The sequence below is a fragment of the Pyramidobacter sp. YE332 genome (assembly GCF_033060595.1).
Lineage (GTDB): Bacteria > Synergistota > Synergistia > Synergistales > Dethiosulfovibrionaceae > Pyramidobacter.
This window is the reverse complement of the sequence record NZ_CP133038.1, coordinates 1,976,781-1,998,233: the sequence shown is the minus strand read 5'-3', so window position 1 is coordinate 1,998,233 and position 21,453 is coordinate 1,976,781. Positions and strand designations below refer to the sequence as shown.

General features: G+C 62.4%; 16 protein-coding genes. 13 read left to right on the top strand and 3 right to left on the bottom strand.

The window, feature by feature from the left end; translation table 11 throughout:
- Positions 1-16 precede the first annotated feature (16 nt).
- Both RAH42_RS09395 and tyrS read right to left on the bottom strand, forming a co-directional pair.
- Entirely contained in the window at positions 17-892 is an 876-nt protein-coding gene (locus tag RAH42_RS09395; protein ID WP_317539332.1) for a hypothetical protein, read from the bottom strand.
- 1 nt (position 893) lies between these two features.
- Complete coding sequence (tyrS, locus tag RAH42_RS09390) at positions 894-2,171, bottom strand: tyrosine--tRNA ligase (protein WP_317539331.1); 1,278 nt, start codon at positions 2,169-2,171, stop codon at positions 894-896.
- A 268-nt stretch (positions 2,172-2,439) separates the two neighbouring features.
- Here tyrS and RAH42_RS09385 point away from each other — a divergent pair, with 268 nt between their 5' ends.
- The 7 genes from RAH42_RS09385 (at position 2,440) to RAH42_RS09355 (ending at position 10,640) form a co-directional block, all read left to right on the top strand.
- Entirely contained in the window at positions 2,440-3,708 is a 1,269-nt protein-coding gene (locus RAH42_RS09385; protein WP_317539330.1) for a sugar diacid recognition domain-containing protein, read from the top strand.
- 142 nt (positions 3,709-3,850) lie between these two features.
- Positions 3,851-4,414, top strand: coding sequence for an alkyl hydroperoxide reductase subunit C (ahpC, locus tag RAH42_RS09380; RefSeq protein ID WP_078016507.1), 564 nt, complete (start codon positions 3,851-3,853; stop codon positions 4,412-4,414).
- Positions 4,415-6,058, top strand: a complete 1,644-nt coding sequence (locus RAH42_RS09375) for an FAD-dependent oxidoreductase (protein WP_317539329.1) — start codon at positions 4,415-4,417, stop codon at positions 6,056-6,058. It abuts the gene before it with no gap.
- A gap of 334 nt (positions 6,059-6,392) precedes the next feature.
- Positions 6,393-6,644 (top strand): hypothetical protein, encoded by a 252-nt coding sequence (locus tag RAH42_RS09370; protein WP_296428967.1) that lies wholly within the window; start codon positions 6,393-6,395, stop codon positions 6,642-6,644.
- A gap of 6 nt (positions 6,645-6,650) precedes the next feature.
- Positions 6,651-8,126, top strand: a complete 1,476-nt coding sequence (locus RAH42_RS09365; protein WP_078016504.1) for a sodium:solute symporter family protein — start codon at positions 6,651-6,653, stop codon at positions 8,124-8,126.
- A gap of 97 nt (positions 8,127-8,223) precedes the next feature.
- Positions 8,224-9,009 (top strand): creatininase family protein, encoded by a 786-nt coding sequence (locus RAH42_RS09360; RefSeq protein WP_317539328.1) that lies wholly within the window; start codon positions 8,224-8,226, stop codon positions 9,007-9,009.
- Positions 9,003-10,640, top strand: a complete 1,638-nt coding sequence (locus tag RAH42_RS09355; RefSeq protein ID WP_317539327.1) for a M28 family peptidase — start codon at positions 9,003-9,005, stop codon at positions 10,638-10,640. Before RAH42_RS09360 ends, RAH42_RS09355 begins: the two co-directional genes overlap by 7 nt.
- Positions 10,641-10,803: 163 nt before the next feature.
- Here RAH42_RS09355 and RAH42_RS09350 read toward each other — a convergent pair whose 3' ends face one another.
- On the bottom strand, positions 10,804-11,928 hold the full coding sequence (locus RAH42_RS09350) for a metallophosphoesterase (protein WP_317539326.1): 1,125 nt from the start codon (positions 11,926-11,928) through the stop codon (positions 10,804-10,806).
- Positions 11,929-12,429: 501 nt separating this feature from the next.
- Here RAH42_RS09350 and RAH42_RS09345 point away from each other — a divergent pair.
- The 6 genes from RAH42_RS09345 to radA all read left to right on the top strand — a co-directional run bounded on the left by RAH42_RS09345 (position 12,430) and on the right by radA (position 21,433).
- Positions 12,430-12,564 (top strand): hypothetical protein, encoded by a 135-nt coding sequence (locus tag RAH42_RS09345; RefSeq protein WP_317539325.1) that lies wholly within the window; start codon positions 12,430-12,432, stop codon positions 12,562-12,564.
- A gap of 32 nt (positions 12,565-12,596) precedes the next feature.
- Positions 12,597-17,798, top strand: a complete 5,202-nt coding sequence (locus tag RAH42_RS09340) for a YadA-like family protein (protein WP_317539324.1) — start codon at positions 12,597-12,599, stop codon at positions 17,796-17,798.
- A 170-nt stretch (positions 17,799-17,968) separates the two neighbouring features.
- Positions 17,969-18,499, top strand: a complete 531-nt coding sequence (locus RAH42_RS09335) for an OmpH family outer membrane protein (protein ID WP_078015453.1) — start codon at positions 17,969-17,971, stop codon at positions 18,497-18,499.
- 511 nt (positions 18,500-19,010) lie between these two features.
- A complete protein-coding gene (locus RAH42_RS09330) occupies positions 19,011-19,436 on the top strand; it encodes an OmpH family outer membrane protein (protein ID WP_078017162.1) in 426 nt (141 codons plus the stop codon).
- Between the two features lie 119 nt (positions 19,437-19,555).
- Entirely contained in the window at positions 19,556-20,050 is a 495-nt protein-coding gene (locus RAH42_RS09325; protein ID WP_078017161.1) for an adenosine-specific kinase, read from the top strand.
- A 27-nt stretch (positions 20,051-20,077) separates the two neighbouring features.
- A complete protein-coding gene (gene radA / locus RAH42_RS09320; protein WP_078017160.1) occupies positions 20,078-21,433 on the top strand; it encodes a DNA repair protein RadA in 1,356 nt (451 codons plus the stop codon).
- Positions 21,434-21,453 lie beyond the last annotated feature (20 nt).

Genomic DNA, 21,453 nt, shown 5'->3' with positions numbered 1-21,453 from the left:
CAGGATTACTGCATTTTCACGCCGGGATGGTCGGGGTCGGTCTTCCAGCGGCGGTGGAACCAGAACCACTGCTCGGGGCGAGGCGCACCATCTCTTCGAGCACGGCGTTGGCTTTTTGCGTCAGCGCGGCGACGTTCTCGCGGCTGCGTTCCTGCGGATCCCCGACGAGGTCGGGCAGGAAGACGACGCGGTATTTGAACGGAGCCAGGCGCAGCGAGTAAACAGTGAGCAGCGGCAGTTTGGCCGTCAGCGCCAGCGCGGCGGGGCCTTCGACCATGGTGGTGCGGCGGTTCAAAAACGTCACGGGCACGGCGCGGTCCCCGGCGTCCTGATCGGCGAGCAGGGCGACCCATGTACCGGCCTGCGCCTGCCGGATCATGTGGCGCACGTTCATGGCGCCCTTGCGCAGCGTGGTTTCGCCGAGGTTGGCGCGGTAGCGCTCGATCAGCGCCGCGAATTCGGGATTGTCGGCGTCGCGCGCGGCGGGCTGGACGGGATAACCGTTCTGCGGCAGCCAGCCGCCGAGGATCTCCCAGTTGCCGAAATGGCCGGTGAGCATAAAGCAGCCGGCGCCGGAGGCTTTCTGCGCGTCGGCGCATTCGCGCCCTTCCACCTCGACGACCATCTTGCTGACGAGAGAGGGATCGTTCTGGCAGGCGAGGAATTCCACGATCATCCAGGAGAAGTGGCGGTACACGCCGCGCAGCGTTTTTTTGCGCCACGCTTCGTCCTTTTCGGGAAAAGAGGTTTTGAGCGCGTCGAGCATCAGCCGCCGGCGGATGGGCACGAGAGCGAAAACGCCGCGGCACAAGCCGTAGAGCGCGCGTCCGCGCCAGTCGGGGTAGGCGAGCGTTTTGCGCAGGAATTCGACGGCCGAAACGGCGAAGCTCATCTTATTTGCGGCCGATCATAAAATATTTCTTTTTGCCGAGGCGGATCAGCGAGGAGTAGCCGCAGAGCACGTCCTTCTCCTCGAGCTGCGCGCCGTCGTCGGCGCGGACGCCGTTGACGGACACGCCGCCGCCGGCGATCAGGCGCTTGGCTTCGCCTTTGCTCTTGCACGCGCCCACCTCGGCGAGCGCGTCGGCGAGCGGCATGGGCAGCGAGGCGACTTTGCCGCAGGGCGTCTCGGCCGCCAGCGTGTGGAGCATTTCTTCCGTCAGATCTTCGGGCGTGTAAGCGCCGCCGAAGAGGATCTCGCTGGCGTGCCGGACGTTGGTCGCCACGTTTTCGCCGTGGACGAGCCTGGTGATCTCGTAGGCCAGCACGCGCTGCGCTTCGCGTTTCTCGGGCGACTGCATGTGGCGCGCGACCAGCGCGTCGATCTCGTCGAGCGGCAGGAACGTGAAATAGCGCAGCGTCTTGGCGATCGTGGCGTCTTCGCTGTTGACCCAGAACTGATAGAACTGGTAGGGCGAGGTCTTGGCCGGATCGAGCCAGACGGCGCCGCCCTCGGTCTTGCCGAACTTGTGCCCGGCGGAAGTCAGCAGCAGCGGATTGGTGCCGCCGTACACCGCCGCGCCCTCTTCGTGCTTGCGGATGAAGTCGATGCCGCTGGTGATGTTGCCCTGCTGGTCGTTGCCGCCCAGCTGCAGGCGGCAGCCGTAAGTCGTGTAGAGATGGTAGAAGTCGTAGGACTGCAGCAGCGTGTAGGCGAATTCGGTGAAAGACAGACTCTTGGTCGGGTCCTCGATGCGGCTCCTGACGTGTTCCTTGGCGATCATCTTGTTGATCGTGAAGAACTTGCCCACATCGCGCAGGAACTCGAGGAAGTTCATGGAACTCAGCCAGTCGTAGTTGTTGACCAGCAGCGCGGAGTTCTCGCCGCAGTCGAAGCTGACGAAGTGCATGAGTTGCTTCTTGACGCCTTCGACGTTGTGGCGGATCTGATCCATCGTCAGCAGATTGCGCTCCGCGCTCTTCATGGACGGGTCGCCGATCATGCCCGTGCCGCCGCCGGCCAGCACGATGGGCCGGTGCCCGAGCCGCTGCAGCCAGGCCAAGCCCATCAGCGGGATCAGATGGCCGACGTGCAGACTGTCCGCGGTGGGGTCGAAGCCCACGTAAGCCGTGACCATGCCTGTGTCGAACAATTCCCTGACGCCGGCGTCGTCCGTGGTCCAGTCGATGAAGCCGCGCGCGCGAAGCACTTCAAGCGCATTTTCTGCCATTTTTAGATCAAATCCTTTCGCCTTCGAAGAATAAAAATTTGCCGATGAACGAGTCAGTAGAGTACATCTTAACACATTCGGACGGGAAATGTTCCATGCGCCGCGACACGTTTCCCGTTTTTCATTCGGTCAAAGAAGGCATAAGCGGACTTTGGCTGACAACTTCGGAGGATTGTTCGTGAAATATCACTCAATATGCTATTGCAAAAATATAAAATTTATGGCTAAATATTAACTGTATTTATACTTTAAGCACAAGGTGAGAAAAATGTATGAACAGAACTCTGAGGGAAACATCCTGCTGCGCAAATGCGCCCAGGAAATCGCCGCCGCCGTCGCCTCGGCCATCAATTTCGACGTGATCATCACCGATGCGGAAGGCGTTATCGTCGGTTCCAGCAACACGGACCGCCTCGAACAGTTTCACGAGGCATCGCTATCCGTCGTCGCCAGCGGACAGAACGCTCGTACCGGCGAAAGGCAGGCGCAGCAGCTCAGAGGCACGCTGCCCGGCGTCACCGCGCCGGTCCGGAGCATGAACGGGCAGATCGCCGGCACGGTGGCGATCGCCGGCGAGCCCGAAAGAGTCGTTCCCTTCGCCGCGATCGTGAAGCAGCAGGTCGAACTGCTGCTGCGCGAGCGCGAATTGTACGCCTACTCGGTCAATCGCGAGAGCACGCTGCAGAATCTCGTCCAGGACATCGGCTCCTTCGTCCCCGGCGTCAGCAACGAGGCGCTGCTGCTGTCGCGCGCGTCCGAATACGGTTACGACCGCACCTGGCATTACATTCCCATCGCCGTCGACCTGTACCAGTTCGGCCGCTTCGCCCTGCAGGTGCGCGAGCAGATGCGCCGCCAGAGCGAGAACGCCGAAACGCGCATCCTCAACGTGAAGAAAGCCGTGCTCGCGTCGATCCGCAAGCTCTTCGCCGAGCCGCGCGACCTTTCGGCCATGCTCGGCAACAACCGTTTCGTGATCCTTTTCGCGGCCGGCGGCGAGAAGACGGAGCACGGGAATTCCATGGTCGACGAAGCCGCGGCGCGCGCGCGCAAGATCCTGCAGGCCATCGAAGCCTTCGATCTCAAGGCCGCCATCGGCATCGGTTCGCCGGCGCTGGGCATTTCCGCGCTGGCGGTCAGCTATCAGGAAGCGTGGAAAGCCCTGTTCCTCGGCAAGAAATTCCGTCAGCAGCCGGGCGTCTACAACATCGCCGATTACCGCCTCGAAGACGTGATCACCACGATCGATTCGCCCGTGCGCACCCGCTTCGTCCAGGCCGTGACGGGCGCTTTCCGCCGCTATCCCGACTGGGAACAGATGCGCGAGACCATTCGCGAATGGTGCGAAAGCGGCTTTTCGCTGGTCGAAGCGGCGCGGCGCATGCACGTGCACCGCAACACGCTGATCTACCGCCTCGACAAGCTCGACAAGGAGTCGGGCTTGAACCTGAAAGATTTCCGCACCTGCCTCAATCTCTATCTGGCGCTCGTGATGGATCAGTACGTCGGCCCCGCGGTCAAGGAGAAAGATCTGTGATTCGAGACGGCTCCCTTTGTTGCCGCGGGATCGTAAAAAATCGTTTTTTTGCTGATCCCCCTCTTGACATTGCGTAGAAATATGATATTTTTAGTCAGGGTTAATTAATGCTAATCCAAAAACATCAAGGGGGTCATTCAAGATGTCTCTTATCAACAAGGAAGTTTCCGATTTCAAGGTTTCCGCTTATCAGAACAACGAGTTCAAGACCGTGACCAAGGCCGACATCCTCGGCACGTGGAGCGTGTTCTTCTTCTATCCCGCGGATTTCACCTTCGTCTGCCCGACCGAACTCGAAGATCTGGAAAACAATTACGCGAAGTTCAAGGCCGCCGGCTGCGAGATCTACTCCGTGTCCTGCGACACCCATTTCGTGCACAAGGCGTGGCACGATCACTCCGAGAAGATTTCCAAGCTGACCTATCCGATGCTAGCCGATCCGACCCACGCGCTGGCGAAGGACTTCGACGTCCTCATCGAGGAGGCTGGCATCGCCGAGCGCGGCACGTTCATCGTCAATCCCGAGGGCAAGATCGTCGCCTACGAAGTCAATTCCGGCAACGTCGGCCGCAACGCCGACGAGCTGCTGCGCAAGCTGCAGGCCTGCCAGTTCGTCGCCGAGCACGGCGACCAGGTTTGCCCCGCCAAGTGGAAGCCGGGCGCGGAGACTCTGAAGCCGAGCCTCGACCTCGTCGGAGCGCTGTAAGTGAGCGTGGGCGAAAATCTCTACGACGTCATCGTTATCGGCGGCGGTCCGGCTGGACTGACCGCCGCTCTTTATCTGGCGCGGGCCTGCTACCGCGTGCTGGTCGTGGAGAAGGAAAAGTTCGGCGGACAGATCACGATCACGTCCGAAGTCGTCAACTATCCGGGCGTCGAGCGCGCCAGCGGCGCGGAGCTGACGGAAAAGATGCGCCGCCAGGCGGAGAGCTTCGGCGCGGAGTTCCTGCTCGCCGAGGTGACGGCCGTCGAGGTCGATGGCGACGTGCGTCGGGTCGTGACCAGCCGCGGCGTCTTCGAATGTTTCGGGCTGCTCGTCGCCACGGGCGCGCATCCGCGCACGGTCGGCTTCGAGGGCGAGCTGGATTTCCGCGGGCACGGCGTCGCCTACTGCGCCACCTGCGACGGCGAGTTCTTCACCGGCAAGCCGGTCTTCGTCGTCGGCGGCGGTTTCGCGGCGGCGGAGGAGAGCGTTTTCCTGACCAAGTACGCCTCGCACGTCACCGTGCTGATCCGCAAGGACGATTTTTCCTGCGCCAAGTCGGCGGCCGACGAGGCGCGGCGGAACGAGAAGATCACCGTGCTCACCAACACCTCGGTGGAAAGCGTCTCGGGCGATTCCGTGCTGCGCCGCCTGGTCTACGTCAACGGCAAGACCGGCGAGCGCACGGTCTTCGAGCCGGAGAACGGCGACACTTTCGGCGTCTTTGTCTTCGCCGGCTACTCGCCGAGCACGGAGCTTTTCAGGGGCATCGTCGATCTGGACGAGCGCGGTTACGTGATCACCGACCGGCAGCAGAAGACCTCGGTAGACGGCGTCTACGCCGCCGGCGACGTCTGCATCAAAAACCTGCGTCAGGTCGTCACGGCCGTCGGCGACAGCGCGCTGGCGGCCACCGAGCTTGAAAAGTACTGCGCGGCCATGCAGAAGAAGACCGGTCTGAAGCCCGAAGTTCCCCACAGGCGCGCAGCCGCGCATCGGCCCGCCGATTCCGGGCGCGGCGAGAGTGCGCCGGCGACGGCGCCCCAAGGCGACGGCCTCTTCAGCGCCGATATGGTTCAGCAGCTGGACGCGCTGTTCGCCAAGATGGAGTCGCCGCTGACCCTGCGCCTGTCCCTGGACGAGCGGCCCGTCTCGCGCGAACTGGAGAATTACATGGACGCGCTGGCGGCCTTGACGGACAAATTGACCGTGGAAAAATCCGCCGCGGCGGGCGACGGCGCCCCTTGCGTCAGAGTGTGCCGCGCCGACGGCCGCGAGGCGGGGATCGCGTTCCACGGCGTTCCCGGCGGGCACGAGTTCACCTCGTTCGTGCTCGGCCTGTACAACCTCGCCGGCCCCGGACAGCGCATCGACGACCGGACCAAAACCCTGATCGAAAAACTCGATCGCGACGTGCATATGACGATCATGGTCAGCCTGACCTGCACGATGTGCCCGGAGCTGGTGACCGCGGCGCAGCGCATCGCTTCGCTGAATCCGCGCGTCTCCGTCGACGTCTACGATCTCAACCACTTCCCGGAACTGCGCGAAAAGTACAACGTCATGAGCGTTCCCTGCTACGTCGTCAACGACGGCCAGCCGATGTTCGGCAAGAAGACCGTCGAGGAACTGCTGGCGCAGCTTTAAGAGAATCATTGTACACAAAACGATAACGGCCCGGCGGGCTCTGAAAGTTTTTCAGACGCCCGCCGGGCCGTCGTTTCTTGATGAAACGGCCGCTCCTGAAACGGATCGTGAAAGAGATATCAAGCGTCCATGCGCCGTTCGGAAAAATGGATCCATTGACACGCTCAGGGAAAATTATTATACTCAAACCGGGTTTTTTGGATACATTTATTTTTTGTTTACGACGCCGTTTTTGCGGCGCGCGCTGTTTTCAGGCCCGGAAAGGAGGCGCGGGATCTTTAGGGTCGGCGGCGGAGGTGCGGCAGAGGCATTTTTCTTGAAAGGAGCGGCTTGGATGGATATTTTCAGCAACAGTTTCGAAAAAAAATGGGCGCTGATTTTCGGTTTTCTGTTCTTCATCATCATGGTCCCGTTCCCGTTCTTTTACGCGACCCGGTACATCCCCGTGATTTACGGGCTGCCCGGTTTCATCGTGGGCTGGACGGTCCACACGGCGATCACGATGGTCCTGATCGTCGTTTTTTATGTACAGGCCATGCGCCGTCCCGAGTACCACGAATTTGACGAAGAACGGAAAGGAGTGTAGTTCATCATGGACGTAGGGACAATGCTCAAGCCGATCCCGTCGGTGTTTTACGGAGTTCTCGCTTTTTATTTCGTGCTGATGGCGGGCATCGGATACTTTTCGGCAAAGAACACCACCACGCTGAAGGACTTCTTCGTCATGAGCGGCAAAGCCGGCGCCATCGTCAGCGGCTTCGCCTATTTCGCCACGCAGTACAGCATGAGCACGTTCATGGGCTGTCCGGCGACCTGCTACAAGGTCGGCTTCGCGGGGCTGTCCATTTCCGTGCCGGGGCTGGTGTTTTCCATGATCATCCCGGCGCTGCTGGTGGGGCGCAAGCTCATCAAGCTGGGGCACACGCAGGGATTCTTGACGCTGGCCGATTATCTGGGCGACCGTTTCGAGTCCAACGGCCTGCGCACGTTCCAGGCGCTGCTGATGATCATTTTCATGATCCCGATGATGGGCGCGCAGACGATCGGCGCCGGCGTGATCCTGCGCGTGTACACGGGCGCGCCCGAGTGGGTGGGCATCGTCGGCATGGGGATCGTCGTCATCCTTTACTGCATGAGCGGCGGCATCCGCGGCGCCATGCTGACCGACGTGATCCAGGGCGGTCTGATGCTGGCCACGGCGATCGTCACGTTTGTGGTATCGATCAGGTTGGGCGGAGGCTTCGAGGCGATTTCGGCCAAGCTGCTCGAGCTCAATCCTGCGTACATGTCGCATCCCGGCGTCGGCGGGGCTTACGGCTGGGCGAACTACGTGTCGATGATCGTGCTGTGGAGCTTTTTCTCGATCTCGCAGCCGACGCTGGTGACGAAGTTCTTCGCCATGAAAAACTATAAGGTCATGTTCAAGGCTACGATTCTCGGCACGCTGGGCATGTGGATCGCCGCGACGCTGATCGAGTGGTCGGGCGTCAACGGCATCGTTTCCATTCCCGGGCTGCAGGGCAAGGATATCGACTTCATCGTGCCTCTGCTGCTGCAGAAGAGCCTTTCGCCCGTCATTTCCTCGCTGCTGATCACGGGCATCATGGCGGCCGGCATGTCGACGATCGATTCGCTGCTGATCTCCGCCACGGGCGCGATCACCCGCGACATTTACCAGAGGCGCGTCAACCCGCGGGCGACCGACGGCCAGATCCTGCGTATGTCGCGCTACGTCACGGTGATCATCGGCGTGATCGCCATCTGCTTCGGCGTTTCGCGTCCCGCGACGATCTTCAAGCTGATCCTGTTCGCTTTCGGCGGTCTGGGGATCTGGACGGCGCCGGTGCTGCTCGGTCTCTACTGGAAGGGCGCGACCCGTGCGGGCGCGTTCGCCGGCGTGGCGGTGGGCGAGGCGCTGTTCGTGCTGATGACGCTCAAGCATCCCGGCTGGGCCTTCGGCTTCAACCCGCTGATGGTCTGCTGGGCGTACGCGATGATCGTCATGATCGTCGTCAGCTTGGCGACCCGCAGGGCTTCGGACGAGACGCTGAAGCGCCATTTCGCCTAGGGCTCGCCCAGTCATGACGGAGGTCCCCGCCGCAGCCGCCCGGCGCGCGGCGGGATCTCTCTTTGCTTTTGTTCGGGAAGTACGGGAGGGATTGAAAATGTATCTGGCTTCGATGACGTGGCACGAGTTCCACGAAACGGCTTCCGACGATCTGCTGGCGCTGGTCCCGCTGGGAAGCACCGAGCAGCACGGCTCGATCGGCCCGCTGGGCACCGACTTCACGATCCCGGAAGAGATGGCGCGGCGGCTCGAGGCGCGTTATGCCGACCGTCTGGTCGTGCTGCCGACGATGCCCTACGGCGTGTGCCCTTATCACACGGAGTTCAGCGGCACGATCGACATCGGCACGGCGGCGCTGCAGTCGGTGATGACGAGCGTCGCCGTGCATCTGATGGACGCCGGCGTGCGCCGTTTCGCCTTTCTCAACGGCCACGGCGGCAACGATCCGGCGCTGGAGGCGGCGTGTTTGCGGATCTACGGGCGCGGCGGCCTGGGCGCGATCCTGGACTGGTGGACGATCGCCCGCGAGCTGGATCCACGCTGGGGCGGCGGGCACGGCGGCGGGCAGGAGGCGGCGGTGATGATGGCGCTGCGCCCCGACTGGGTGCGCAAGGAAAAGAACTTCGTCCCCGAGGAGATCCGCTCGCTGACGCCGGAGCTGAAAAGCACGTACGGCAACGCCATCGCCTTCAAGGGCGCGACGGTGAAGATCATCCGCTCGACGGCGGCGTTCACCAAGACCGGTACCTTCGGCGGCGGCGACGACAGCTGCGCCAAAGCCGACGCGGCGTGGGGGCGCGAGATCTTCGAGGGCACGGTGCGCTACCTGGGCGATTTCGTCGAGGAGTTCCTGAAAGCCCCTCTGCCGGCGGCGAAATGCTGACGGCGGCGGAGAAAGGTCTGCTCGGCGCGATCGACCACGGCCGCGTCTGGAAGGACGTCGAAACGATCGCCTCTTTCGACCGCAGGTCGGGGCGCGAGGGCGAGGCGAAGGCGGCGGAATTTGTCGCCGACCGCCTCAGCCGCGCCGGCGTGAAGTGGACGCTGCATCGTTATCCCGCCTGGCTCAGCGACCCCGTCTCGGCGCGGCTGACGCTGCTCGATGCGGACGGGAGCGAGCGCCGCCTGCCGTGCAAGACGTGGAGCTTCTGCGCTTCGACGCGCGAGCCCGTGCGAGGGACGCCGGTCTTCGTCGAAAAGACGGAGCTGCTGCACAATCCGCTCGACCTTCTGGCCGCGCGCGGCGCCCCGCGCGAGCGCGACCTGCTGGGAAAGATCGTCGTCGCGCGCACCGCGTCGCCGGTCGCGGTCATGGACGCTCAGGACCGCGGCGCGGCGGCGCTGGTCTGCGTTTGGGAACAGGGCGACGAAACGCTGATCCACGAGGGCAACGTCAATTTTATCTGGGGACAGCCCGACCCGTGGGAAAGTTCGCTTTATCCCGCGCTGCCGGTCGCGGTCATGCCGCGCGGCGCAGGCGAGGCCTTGATCCGCCGCGCCTGCGCCGGAGATGCGGTTCTCGAACTCGAAACGCGCGTGGAGAACGGAGTTCGCGAGATCCCCGTGCTCGAAGCCGACCTGCCCGGCGAAAGCGAAGAGTACGTGCTGCTGGGCAACCATCTGGATTCGTGGCATTACGGCGCCTGCGACAACGCCACCGGCAACGCCGTCGCGCTCGCCATGGCCGGACTTTTCGCCGCACGCCCCCTGGCGCGGGGGATCAAGATCTGCTGGTGGTCGGGACACTCGAACGGACGCTACGCCGGCTCGTCGGCCTTCGCCGCGGATAATTTCGATTCGCTGCGGCGCCGCTGCCTGGCGCTGTGCAACGCCGACATGCCGGGGCTGCGCGGCGCGGACGACTTCGCGCGCGGCTCTTCGGGGCCGGACCTGCGCGGTCTGTACGCTTCCGTCGTGGCCGACGTGACCGGCCAAAAACTGCGCCCCGGCGGCTTCGTGACGGGCTGGGACCTGTCGTTCAAGAATATCGGCGTTTCCAGCTGCATGAGCTGGAGCTCGACGCTGCCTGACGGTTCGCCGGACGGCACGGCGAACGGCTTCATGAGCTGGTGGTGGCACACCGAAGAGGACGTGATGGAACACGTCGATCCCGTCGTCATGAAGCAGGACGCGCGGCTTTACGCGCTGGCGCTGAGCCGCCTGGCGTCGCCGAAAAGATTCCCCTTCGACGTGCCGGCCCTGACCGCGGCGCTGGAACGGGAGCTGCCCCGTTACGAAGACACGGAAGACCTGCGCGCGCGGCTGAAAGGACTGCCGCTGCCGCGGATGGAGCCCCTGCGCGCCACGCGGCTTTTGAATCGCGCGCTCTACGCCTTCAAGGACGCGCCGCAGCAGGATTGGGCCCTGCCGCTCGATTGGCTGCCGGGGCTGGCCCTGGCGCGGGACGCCTCTCCGCGCACGGAGCGCGCGCGGCTGATGATCCGGTCGTTCCGGCGCGCGCAGCTCAACCGCCTCGGCGATCTGATCTGCGCGCTTGAGAGTCTGGCATCGTAGTTGCTGAGAGAAGCCGGTTTTCAACGAAAAAGCCGAACAATTTTTTTCGATCGGCGAAGAGAGTCAGAGAGACGAAAAAGAAGCGCGTTTTCGCGATCGTTTCGACCGCGGAAGCGCGCTTCTTTGTTTTTTGCCGCAGGATCACGGGTTTTTTGCCGCAGGATCACGGCGCGGCGCGGAGCGTGAGCAGCGTGATTTCGGCGGGATCCATGAGCCGCAGCGGGAAACCGTTCCAAAGCGAAGTGCCGGGACTGTTGAACAGTTTCATGCCGCCGACGTCGTACCAGCCCTTGACGAAACCGCCGTTGAACCGGGCGACGAGCCGGTCGAGCCCCGGCATCATGCCGCCATGCGTGTGCCCGGATACCTGCAGCGCCACGCCGCGGGCCGCGTTTTCGCGCGCCGCTTCGGGGCGGTGGGCCATGAGGATGACGGGGACGCCCCGAGGCGCGCCGGCCAGCGCTTTGTCCGGATCGGGCGCGGCGCGGCCCATGCGCGCCCCCTGTTGGTCGGGCACTCCGGCCAGCACCAGCCGCCCTTCGCCGCGGGCCAGTACGCGGTGTTCGTTTTCCAGCATCGTGACGCCGAATTTGCGCAGCTGCTTCATCCAGGCGTCGAAGCCCGAGTAATATTCGTGGTTGCCCGACGAGCCGAAAACGCCCAGCGGCGCTTTCAGCTGCGCCAGCGGCTCCAGATCCTCCCTGCGCTGGCTGACCAGCCCGTCGACGAAATCGCCGGGCATCAGGATCAGGTCGGGCTTGAGCGCCATCGTTCTGTCGACGATGGCCTGGATCAGCGGGCGGCGGTTCAGCGCGCTGGCGTGAAGGTCGACGAGCAGCGCCACCCTGAGCCCCTCGAACTCGGGCGCCAGCCCGCGGATCGTCACGGGACGCTCGGCGACGTCCGGCACGCGGATCGCCTCCCACGTGCCGTAAGCGGTCAGCGCCGCGGCGAAGACGAGGGCGAGCAGCGAGGCCTCCGCGGCGGGGAACGGGCGGCGGGCGCAGAGCTTCCACAGCAGCCAGACCGCGTCCTTGACCAGCAGCAGAAACAGCGCCACGATCAGCAGATTGTAGAGCAGCGAGCCCGCGATCATGACCCAGCGCGGCAGATCGGGGGCGAAGAACATGCCGCCGCCCAGCCGCTGGTAGATGGAATTCTTGAAAGCCCCCGCCAGCAGCAGCGCCGCGGCGGCCAGCTTGCCCCAGAGAGGCAGCCGCAGCGGCCAGATCATGCTGAACGCCTCGTACAGGAAAATAACGCCTGAAACTGCGATGATGATGCGCACAGAGAACCTCCGTCACTTTTGATCGTCTATGGCGACCGGAACCTGCCCGGCCGAAAACCTCGAATAATTTAACACTGAAAGTCCGCTTCAGGTCAAGCGCCTTTTTGTACGGGCGTCCCCGTCGTGATTGTAGATAAATTCATAAAAGACTGCGACGCCGGCCGCAAAAGCGGGCTGAATAAATTTTTTTCGCGTATTTTTGTCAAAAAGCGCTGAAAAATGTTGAAGAATATTTCGACTTTTCCCCTTCGTGTCTCCGTTCTTTGCGCGGGGAATTCCGAGCCGGCCGCAGGCGTTTGAAAGCGTCGCGGCTTTTGTTTACTCGGGGTAAAGTATAAACACAAACAACTCGTTATCTTTACACGGGGGTATGATATGTTTGTGAACACTCTTATGATGGCGTGTTGTATGCCGGCATGGAGCGCAGCGCGCGTCGAAAGACGCGGAAAAAGCGAAACGGCGCCCGGTGCGTTGGGAAGATTTCAGAGGAGGTCGTATACGATGATGGGAAAGTTTATGCAGCGGAGCAGACCGCCCGCCGTGCGGAAGGCGGCGGCGCTGCTTCTGGCGTTGGCGCTGGGGGAACGGGAAGCGCTTTCGGCGCCTGGGTCGACTGGGTCGAGGGAGGAAAGCTGAAGATCGGCCCGAATGGCTCTCCTTCTGTGGGCTTGCACGCTCTTGCCGCGATAGGGGCGGGCGCCGAAGCGATCGGCGTCAACGCTATCGCAATGGGGCAGTCGTCCTACGCCAAAGGGCAAAATTCCTTCGCTCTCGGGCTTGTGGCCCGCGCCGAAGGCAACAGTTCCTATGCGATAGGTACGAATACCAAAGCGACCAACGAAGGTTCCATCGCGATAGGGAGAGAAGCCGAGAGCACCGGCGAAATTTCCGTCGCGCTCGGGTTCAAAACGGTTGCCAAGGGCGGCTATGCCACCGCGATGGGGAACGAAACCAGTGCCGAGGGCGAGTCTTCCACCGCGATGGGGAGCAAGTCCAAAGCCATCGGCAACGTTTCCACCGCAATGGGGGTTGAGAGCGAAGCCAAGGGAGGTTCTTCCGTCGCGATGGGGTACAAAGCCCAAACCGCCGGCTACGCTTCCATCGCGATGGGGAACGTGACCCGCGCCACTGGCGCCGCTTCCACCGCGATGGGGAGCAATACCCTTGCCGAGGGCAACTATTCCACCGCGATGGGTTCAAGTTCGCAGGCGAAGGCTATAAACTCCCTGGCGGCGTCGGGAGGCATCGTCGAAACCGCGGCGGTGAATTCCTTCGCCGTAGGCGTGGGGGCGCGCGCCGTGCGGGCCGATTCCGTCGCCCTCGGCAGCGGGGCGATGGCGGATACCGCCGCCGGGAAAGCGGCGTTTCTGGGGGCCGGGCAGAGCGGTGCGGCGTGGATCTCCACGCGCAACGCCGTCGCCGTGGGCAACCTGGCCGGTAACATTACCCGCCAGATCACCGGCGTGGCGGCCGGGACCGACAACGATGACGCCGTCAACGTGGCGCAGCTGAAGCGCGCCGCCACCTGGACCATCAAGGACAGCCAGACCCCGACGCCCGGCTCCAAAGTCATCGACGTCAGCACCCCGCTGGTGGTCAAGGGAGACGCTTACATCAAACCGGTGGTGAACGCCGCCGGGCTGAACTTCACCCTCGACCAGACCAAGCTGAACAGCCAGATCAACGCCCAGGTGAACACCAACCCCACCGTCACCGGACACACCACTGACATCAACGCCCTCAAAGGCGGCTTCACCGTCAGCAACGCCGCCGGCACCAAACAGACCATCACCCTCGGTGGCGCGACCAAGAAGAACATCCAGTTCGTAGGCGAAGCCAACAAAATCCTCGTCGAAGTGGCGAGCGCCGCCGACGGCGCCACCGTCACCGTGAAGACCGACCCGAACCTCGGAACTCACCTCAACATCGCCAACAACGGTGCCATCACCAGTCTGAACACCACGGTAAACGGGCACACCACCGACATCACCGCCCTGAAAGCCGGTTTCAACGTCAAATCCGGTAGCAGCGTAGGCCCGATCGTGGCCGGCGACACCCTGGAGTTCGCGGGCATCAACTACGTCCAGACCTCCTACGACGCCGCCGCCAAGAAACTGACCGTCGGCCTCGACACAACGGCGCTGAACAGCCAGATCAACAATCAGGTGAACAGCAACACCACGGTCACCCAACACGGCACCGACATCACCGCGCTCAAGAACGGCTTCACCGTCAGCAACGCCGCAGGAACGAAACAAGACATCACCCTCGGCGGCGCGACCAAGAAGAACATCAAGTTCGAAGGCGAAACCGACAAGATCGACGTGACCGTAGCGGCCGACGGGGCTGACGGCGCAAAAGTGACCGTGACAGCCAACGCCAACCTCGGAACAAACCTCGACATCAGCAACAACGCGACCGTGACGAACCTGAGCAACACCGTGAGCGGAAACACCGCCAACATCGCCACCAACACCAGCAACATCACCAAACTGCAAGGCGGCTTCGACCTCAAAGCCGGCAGCACGACCAACAACGTCGCCTTAGGCGGAGCGACAGCCCCGACCGTGGAATTCGCGGGCGCCGACGACACCGTCACCGTCGACCTGACCGGGACGAAAGTCACCTACGGCATCGACAAGAGCAAGCTGATCACCAACATCAACAACGGCTCCACCCCGATCACCAACGTACAGGCAAAGTTCAAGATCGCCGACGCCGGGACCGGAACGAAAACCATCACCGCGGACAAGACCGGAACGGAAACCATCAAGTTCGAAGGCGACGGCGCCTACATCACCTCCGCGATGACCGCGAACGGCGTGAAGTACAGCCTCAACACCACGGCGCTGAACACCGCCATCACCAACAACACCACCGTGCAGAACCTCGCCGGCGGCTTCACCGTCAGCAACGAAGCCGGAACGAAGCAGGACATCACTTTGGGCGGCGCGTCCAAAAAGAACATCCAGTTCAAGGGCGAAGCCAACAAAATCCTCGTCGAAGTAGCCAACGCCTCCGACGGCGCCACCGTCACCGTGAAGACCGACCCCAACCTCGGAACCAACCTCAACATCGCCAACAATTCGGCCATCAACGCGTTGAAAGACGGCTTCGACCTGAAAGCCGGCAGCACCACGTCGAACGTCGCCCTCGGCGGCGCCAAACCGACGATCGAGTTCGCGACGACCGACGACACCATGACCGTCGGCCTGACCGGCACCAAAGTCACCTACGGCATCGACACGGCCAAACTCGCCCAGAACATCACCGGCAGCGTGATCACCAACATCAACAACGCGACCACGACCCCGATCACCAACATCAGCGCCAAATTCGGCGTGACTGCGGAAACGGGAACGAAGAAGACCGTAACGCTGGCCAAGGACACCGAACCGACCGTCAAATTCGAAGGCGACGGCACCTACATCAAGTCCGCCATGACCACCGACGGCGTGAAGTACAGCCTCGACACCGCGGCCCTGACCGGCGCCATCGGCGGAACGGCGAACTGGACGATCAAGGACGCGGAAGCCGTACCGGGCAGCAAGTTGATCAACAGCGCCACTCCGCTGGTGGTCACAGGCGCCGGCGGCGTCACCACGAAAGTCGACGCGGGCGGCCTCACCATCGGCCTGGACGGTTCGACACTGAGCAATACCATCAACAACAGCTCCACCGTGATTAATAACGTCGAAGCGAAATTCAAGATCGCCGACGCCGGGACCGGAACGAAAACCATCACCGCGGACAAGACCGGAACGGAAATCATCACGTTCGCCGGCGACGGCAACATTATCGAATCCGAAGTCGGCACGAGCGGCGTGAAGTACAAAGTCAACGCCGCCAACCTGAACACCGCCATCAACAACCAGATCGCCAACAACACCACCGTGACCGGCCACACCGCCGACATCTCGAAACTGAAAGCCGGCTTCACCGTCAGCAACGAAGCCGGAACGAAACAGGACATCACCCTCGGCGGCGCAACCAAGAAGAACATCAAGTTCGCAGGCGAAACCGGCAAGATCGACGTGACCGTAGCGGCCGACGGAAGCGACGGCGCGAAAGTGACTGTGTCGGCCAACCCCAACCTCGGTCAAAACATCGACATCAGCAACAACTCCGCCATCACCACCATCACCGGCACCCTGTCCGGCGGATTGAACTTCGCCGGCAACGACGGCGCCGTCAACCGCACCCTCGGCCAGACCCTGAACCTCAAAGGCGGCCTGGCAAGCGTGACGAGTGGCGCATCCGGCAAGAACCTCGGCGTGAAAAAGAACGCCGCCGGCGACGGCTTCGACCTCGTCATGAGCGAGACCCCCGAGTTCGCCAGCGTCACAGTCAAAAGTGGCGCGAACGAAATCAAACTCAACGGCGCGACAGGCACCATCGCCGGTTTGAGCAACACCACCCTCGACGCCGGCTGGGGCGAAAACGCCCGCGCCGGACAGGCCGCCACCGAAGGCCAGCTGAAAGCCGCCGCCCTCGCCGCGGGACAGAACGCCACCTACACCATCGGCGCCGACCCCCACGGAAGCGCCCCCGGCATCCTCCTCGACAGCGCGCACAAACGCCTCGACATCATCCCCACAGGCGACGTCATCACCACCGCCGTCAGCGGACGCACCCTCAGAGTCGGCCTCGACCCCGCCAAACTCCAGACCCTGATCAACACCACCACCGCGCCCATCACCAACATCTCCGCAAAGTTCAGCGTCAGCGACGGAGCGAGCACCCCCCACAGCCACACCGTCACCCTTGCCCAGAACCAGACCCCCAACATCCAGTTCGTCGGCGCCTCCAACCAGATCGTCACCAACGTCACCACCACCCCCGCCGGCGGCGTCGTCACCATCGGCCTGCACCAGGACATCCTCGACGCCATCGCCAATGGCAGCGGCGGCAGCGGCGCCTGGAACCTCCAGACCAACGGAGACACCGCCACCCCCATCGGCAACGGCGACACCGTCCAGTTCAAAAACGGCAGGAACGTCACCGTCACCCGCCCCCATAACGGCAAAGACGTCACCGTGAGCGTCGTCGACGCGCCCGTTTTTGCCGGCAAAGTGAGCGCCCAAGGCTTCGACGCAACCCACCACAAAATCGAGAACGTCAAAGCCGGAGACGTGAGCGCGGCCAGTACCGACGCCATCAACGGAGCGCAGCTGTGGAAGGCTTCGAGCAGCCTCGCCACCCACCTCGGCGGCGGCTCCTCCGTCAACCCCGACGGCACCGTCTCCGCCCCCACCTACAAGTTCAAGTACGTGGACGGCGGCAGCTACAACACCGTCGGCGACGCCTTGAGCGCCGTAGACAAACAGTTCGGCAAAGTCTACAACAACTTCGGCAACGTCTACAACCAGATGGGCGAACTGCGGCGCGACCTCAAGAACGTCGGCGCGCTCGGCTCCGCCCTGAGTGCCTTGAAACCGATGCAGTACGACCCGCTCGAACCCAGCCAGCTCATGGCCGGCTTCGGAACGTACAAAGGCGAATACGCCCTGGCCCTCGGCTGGGCGCACTACGTGAAAGAAGACTTCATGGTCCACGCCGGAGTGTCCGTCACCCACCACGGCGAGTCGATGGCCAACGCCGGCCTGACGTGGAAGATCGGCAGGAAAGCAGACAAGGAACAGATCCCCGAACGTTACCGCAAAGGCCCGATGAGCAGCGTCTACGTGATGCAGAAGGAGAACGCCCAGCTGCAGGCGCAGGTGGCGTCAATGGAGAAGACCAACTCCCATCAGGCCGAGGAGATCGCGGAGATGAAAGCTATGCTTACCCGCGAGATCCATGAACGGGCGGAAATGAAAGCACGCATGGCCGAGCTGGAACGTCTGCTGCGGGCGTCGAAACGGAGATAGCGTTTCGGCTCGACGTTCCGGTCCCCGTATCGGCAATGCAAAGAGAAAGGACCGGCAATGCAGAGAAAAAGGGCGGAGTCTTATTCGCTCCGCCCTTCTTCTTTGTTCGTTTTTTATCTGTTTCTATTTATTTTCTATCAATTTGCCATTTATTCGAGGAGGTTTTATCAGTGAAACGTTTGATGCAGGCGGCAGTTTTATTTCTGACATTCGCTATGTCCGCGGCGGCGTCCGCCACGGAGATCGCCGTGGTGGACACGGAAAAGCTCCTGGTCCAGTCCGAACCCGGCAAGCTGGGACGGGCCCATCTGGAGGCAGTGCAGAAAGTGCTCCAGAAAGGGTATAACGACCTGCGGGCGCTGTACCGCGGCCAGGAGAACACGGCCGAGGCGCAGAACGCGGTCGCGCAGGGACAGGCGGCGCTGGAACGGCAGATGGAAGTGGAACGCGCGGCGGTGACGTCGGTGCTGCAGTCGGAACTGATGGCGTCCGTGGAAACGTGGCGGAAGAAGAATCCGAAGTTCCACGCGGTGATGGCGCGTCAGCTGCTGCTCGACGCGGCGCCCAGGCTGGACGTCACCGACGCCGTGCTGAAGGAGATGAACAGGCGCAGGCCGAAGTTCGCCGCCCTTCCCACGGTGACGGTGAAGAAGCCGGAAGTCCCCGCCAAGGCGGAACAGGCGTCTGCGGAAGCGAAGTAACGGCCGAAACAGGAAAAACGGAACGACAGGATCCCCGAGCGGGGGAGGCGCAAAAAATGCGTCCCCCGATCGGGGATCTTTCGTTCGCGGAAAGTCACGTTTCATTTTTTCTCCGTCCGGTTTCTCCGCGGTGGTTTGCGTTCTTTTGCTGTTCGAGATTTTAGTTTTTAGTCAAGAAACAGTATAAGACGGTCTCTTCGCTTTTGCGGTCGGGCTGCCGGATAAAGGCTGCCAAGCGGCGACGCAGCCGTCGGCGCTTGGCTCGGTGGCGCTGACCAGCGTGTTGTATCAGGGATCGAAGTTCAAATTCTTTTACCTCGGACGAATTTTAATAAAATTTGTTTCTTAATTTTATCAGAAAACAGGCAAACGTGCGCAGAGAGTCGATTGATGGTACAATAAGCCGTCGTCGGAGAGCGGCGGCGTACGTCGAGCCGTCGTCTGGACGGGATGGCGTCTTTGCAGTACAATAATCGCGGTCAATCAGACTGAACCAAGGAGGAATTACCAAATGAAGAAGTTTTTCCATGTCTTTACACTGCTTGCGGCTCTGACGCTGGTCATCGCCGGCGCGGCTTACGCCGATACGAAGATCGGCGTAGCCGACATGCAGAGGATCCTTTTCAATCATCCCAGCTTTGCGCAGGTCAGCAAGAGGATCGAAGCGGTGTATCGTTCCAAGGAGCAGGAGCTAAAAAGCGCTCTCGAAAAGGTTACCGACAAGAAGAAAGGCGCCGAGACGATCGAAGCCAAACGCCGCGAAGCCGCGCAGGAAGAGATGAAGCTCAAGGAACCCATTTACAAGGAGATCCGCCAGGCCGTCCGCACCGTGGCCAAGAACAAGGGCTGCGACGTGGTTCTCGACTCACAGGCCGTTCAGTTCGGCGGCGTCGATCTCACCGCCGACGTCATCAATGAGCTAAAGAAAAAGAAGTAACTCTGATACGAAAAATATCCCGCGTCCTGACGCGGGATATTTTTTTGTCGCGATTTCACGGCTGAAGTTGTATGATTGAACAAGCTCTCAAAAAAACGCTTGAAACGGAGGAGAATACAATGGCGGACATTCAATGGCACATCGTACAGACGGAATTTCCCTCGGACTGCAACGTGATCGTCGGACAGAGCCACTTCATCAAGACGGCGGAGGACCTTTACGAGGTCATGGCGACTTCGGCGCCGGGCATGGAGTTCGGCGTGGCCTTCTGCGAAGCGTCGGGCGACTGCAAGATCCGCTACGAAGGCAATAATCAGGAGATGGTCGATCTGGCCGTCAAGAACGCCCGGGCGATCGCCTGCGGACACACGTTCTTCATCGCTCTGCGCAAGGCGTACCCGCTCAACGTGTTGGACCGCGTCAAAAACTGTCAGGAAGTGTGCCGCGTTTTCGCGGCGACGGCTAACCCGCTGCAGATCATCGTCGCTCAGACCGAACAGGGGCGCGGTATCGCCGGCGTGATCGACGGCTTCCCGCCGGCGGGCGTCGAGACGGCGGAAGACATCGAAGCTCGCCGCGATCTGCTGAACCGGATCATCGGCTACAAGCGTTAGCGCGCCGTCAGAGGCGAAGGAGGAACCATGGCGAAAAAAGACGGCAAGCGGTACTGCTGCATCGAATGCGGCTACGTTTCCCTGGTCCCTTCGGGCAAGTGCCCGCGCTGCGGCGCCTGGGGCACCCTGGAAGAGGAGATCCCCGTCGCGCCCAGCATGGCGGCCGCCGGCACGGCGAAGATCCTCACGCCGGTGGACATCAGCACGCTGGAACCGCCTCAGCGGCTCGCCTCCGGTTTCGGCGAGCTGGACCGCGTGCTGGGCGGCGGCTGGGTGCCCGGCGGCGTCGTGCTGCTGGGCGGCCAGCCCGGCATCGGCAAATCGACGCTGCTGCTGCAAGTCTGCGGTCACGTTTCGTCGACGGGGCGGCGCGTGCTCTATATCTCCGGCGAAGAGTCGCCGTCGCAGCTGGGGCTGCGCGCCAAACGGCTGAGGATCCTTCACGACGGGCTCGATGTCTGCTGTCACACGGTCGTCGACGACGCCCTGGCGCTGGCGAAGGATCACAGCCTGATCGTCGTGGACAGCGTGCAGGCCATGCGCACTTCGCAGGCCGAAGGCTGGCCGGGCACGCCCACGCAGGTGCGCGCCACGGCGCAGGTCTGCGTCAACTATGCCAAGGAACACGGCATACCCATGGTGCTCGTCGGACACATCACCAAGGAAGGGCGCATCGCCGGCCCCATGCTGCTGGAGCACATGGTGGACGCGGTGATCATGTTCGCCGACGACAATTCGTCGGTGTACCGCACGCTGCGGGCCAGCAAGAACCGTTACGGCGGTACCGACGAGATGGGCATTTTCGAGATGCGCAGCGATGGCTTGGCGGAAGTGCCCGATCCCAGCTATCTCTATTGGAACCGTTCCGACGGCGCCGTGTCGGGCGTCGTCATGACCGTGATCATGGAAGGCTCGCGTCCGCTGGTGGCCGAAATTCAAACGCTGGCGAGCCAAAGCAGTTTCGCCTACCCCAAGCGCGCCGGCATCGGCCTCGGCGCCAACAAGATCGGCATGCTGTTGGCGGTGCTGCAGAGCCGCTGTGCCTTGCCCTCGCTGCGCGACGACATTTACTGCAACGTCGCCGGCGGGCTGGAGATCCACGATCCCGGCGCCGATCTGGCGCTGGCGGCGTCGATGGCTTCGGCGCTGACGGGGCGGAACGTCCTGCCCGAGTGCTGCCTGATCGGCGAGGTCGGACTGGCCGGCGAGGTCCGTCCCGTTTCCGGTCTGGCGCAGAGATTGCGCGAGGCGGCGCGGCTGGGCTTCAAACGCGCCGTGGTCAGTTCCCGCGAGGAGAAGCCGCAGCTCGACGCCGAAATCGAGATGATCCGCGTGCTTTCGGTCAGCGAAGCGCTGACCCGCGCCAGTGTGGTTGAGCCATAGTTTTTCAAAATTTTGTGAAC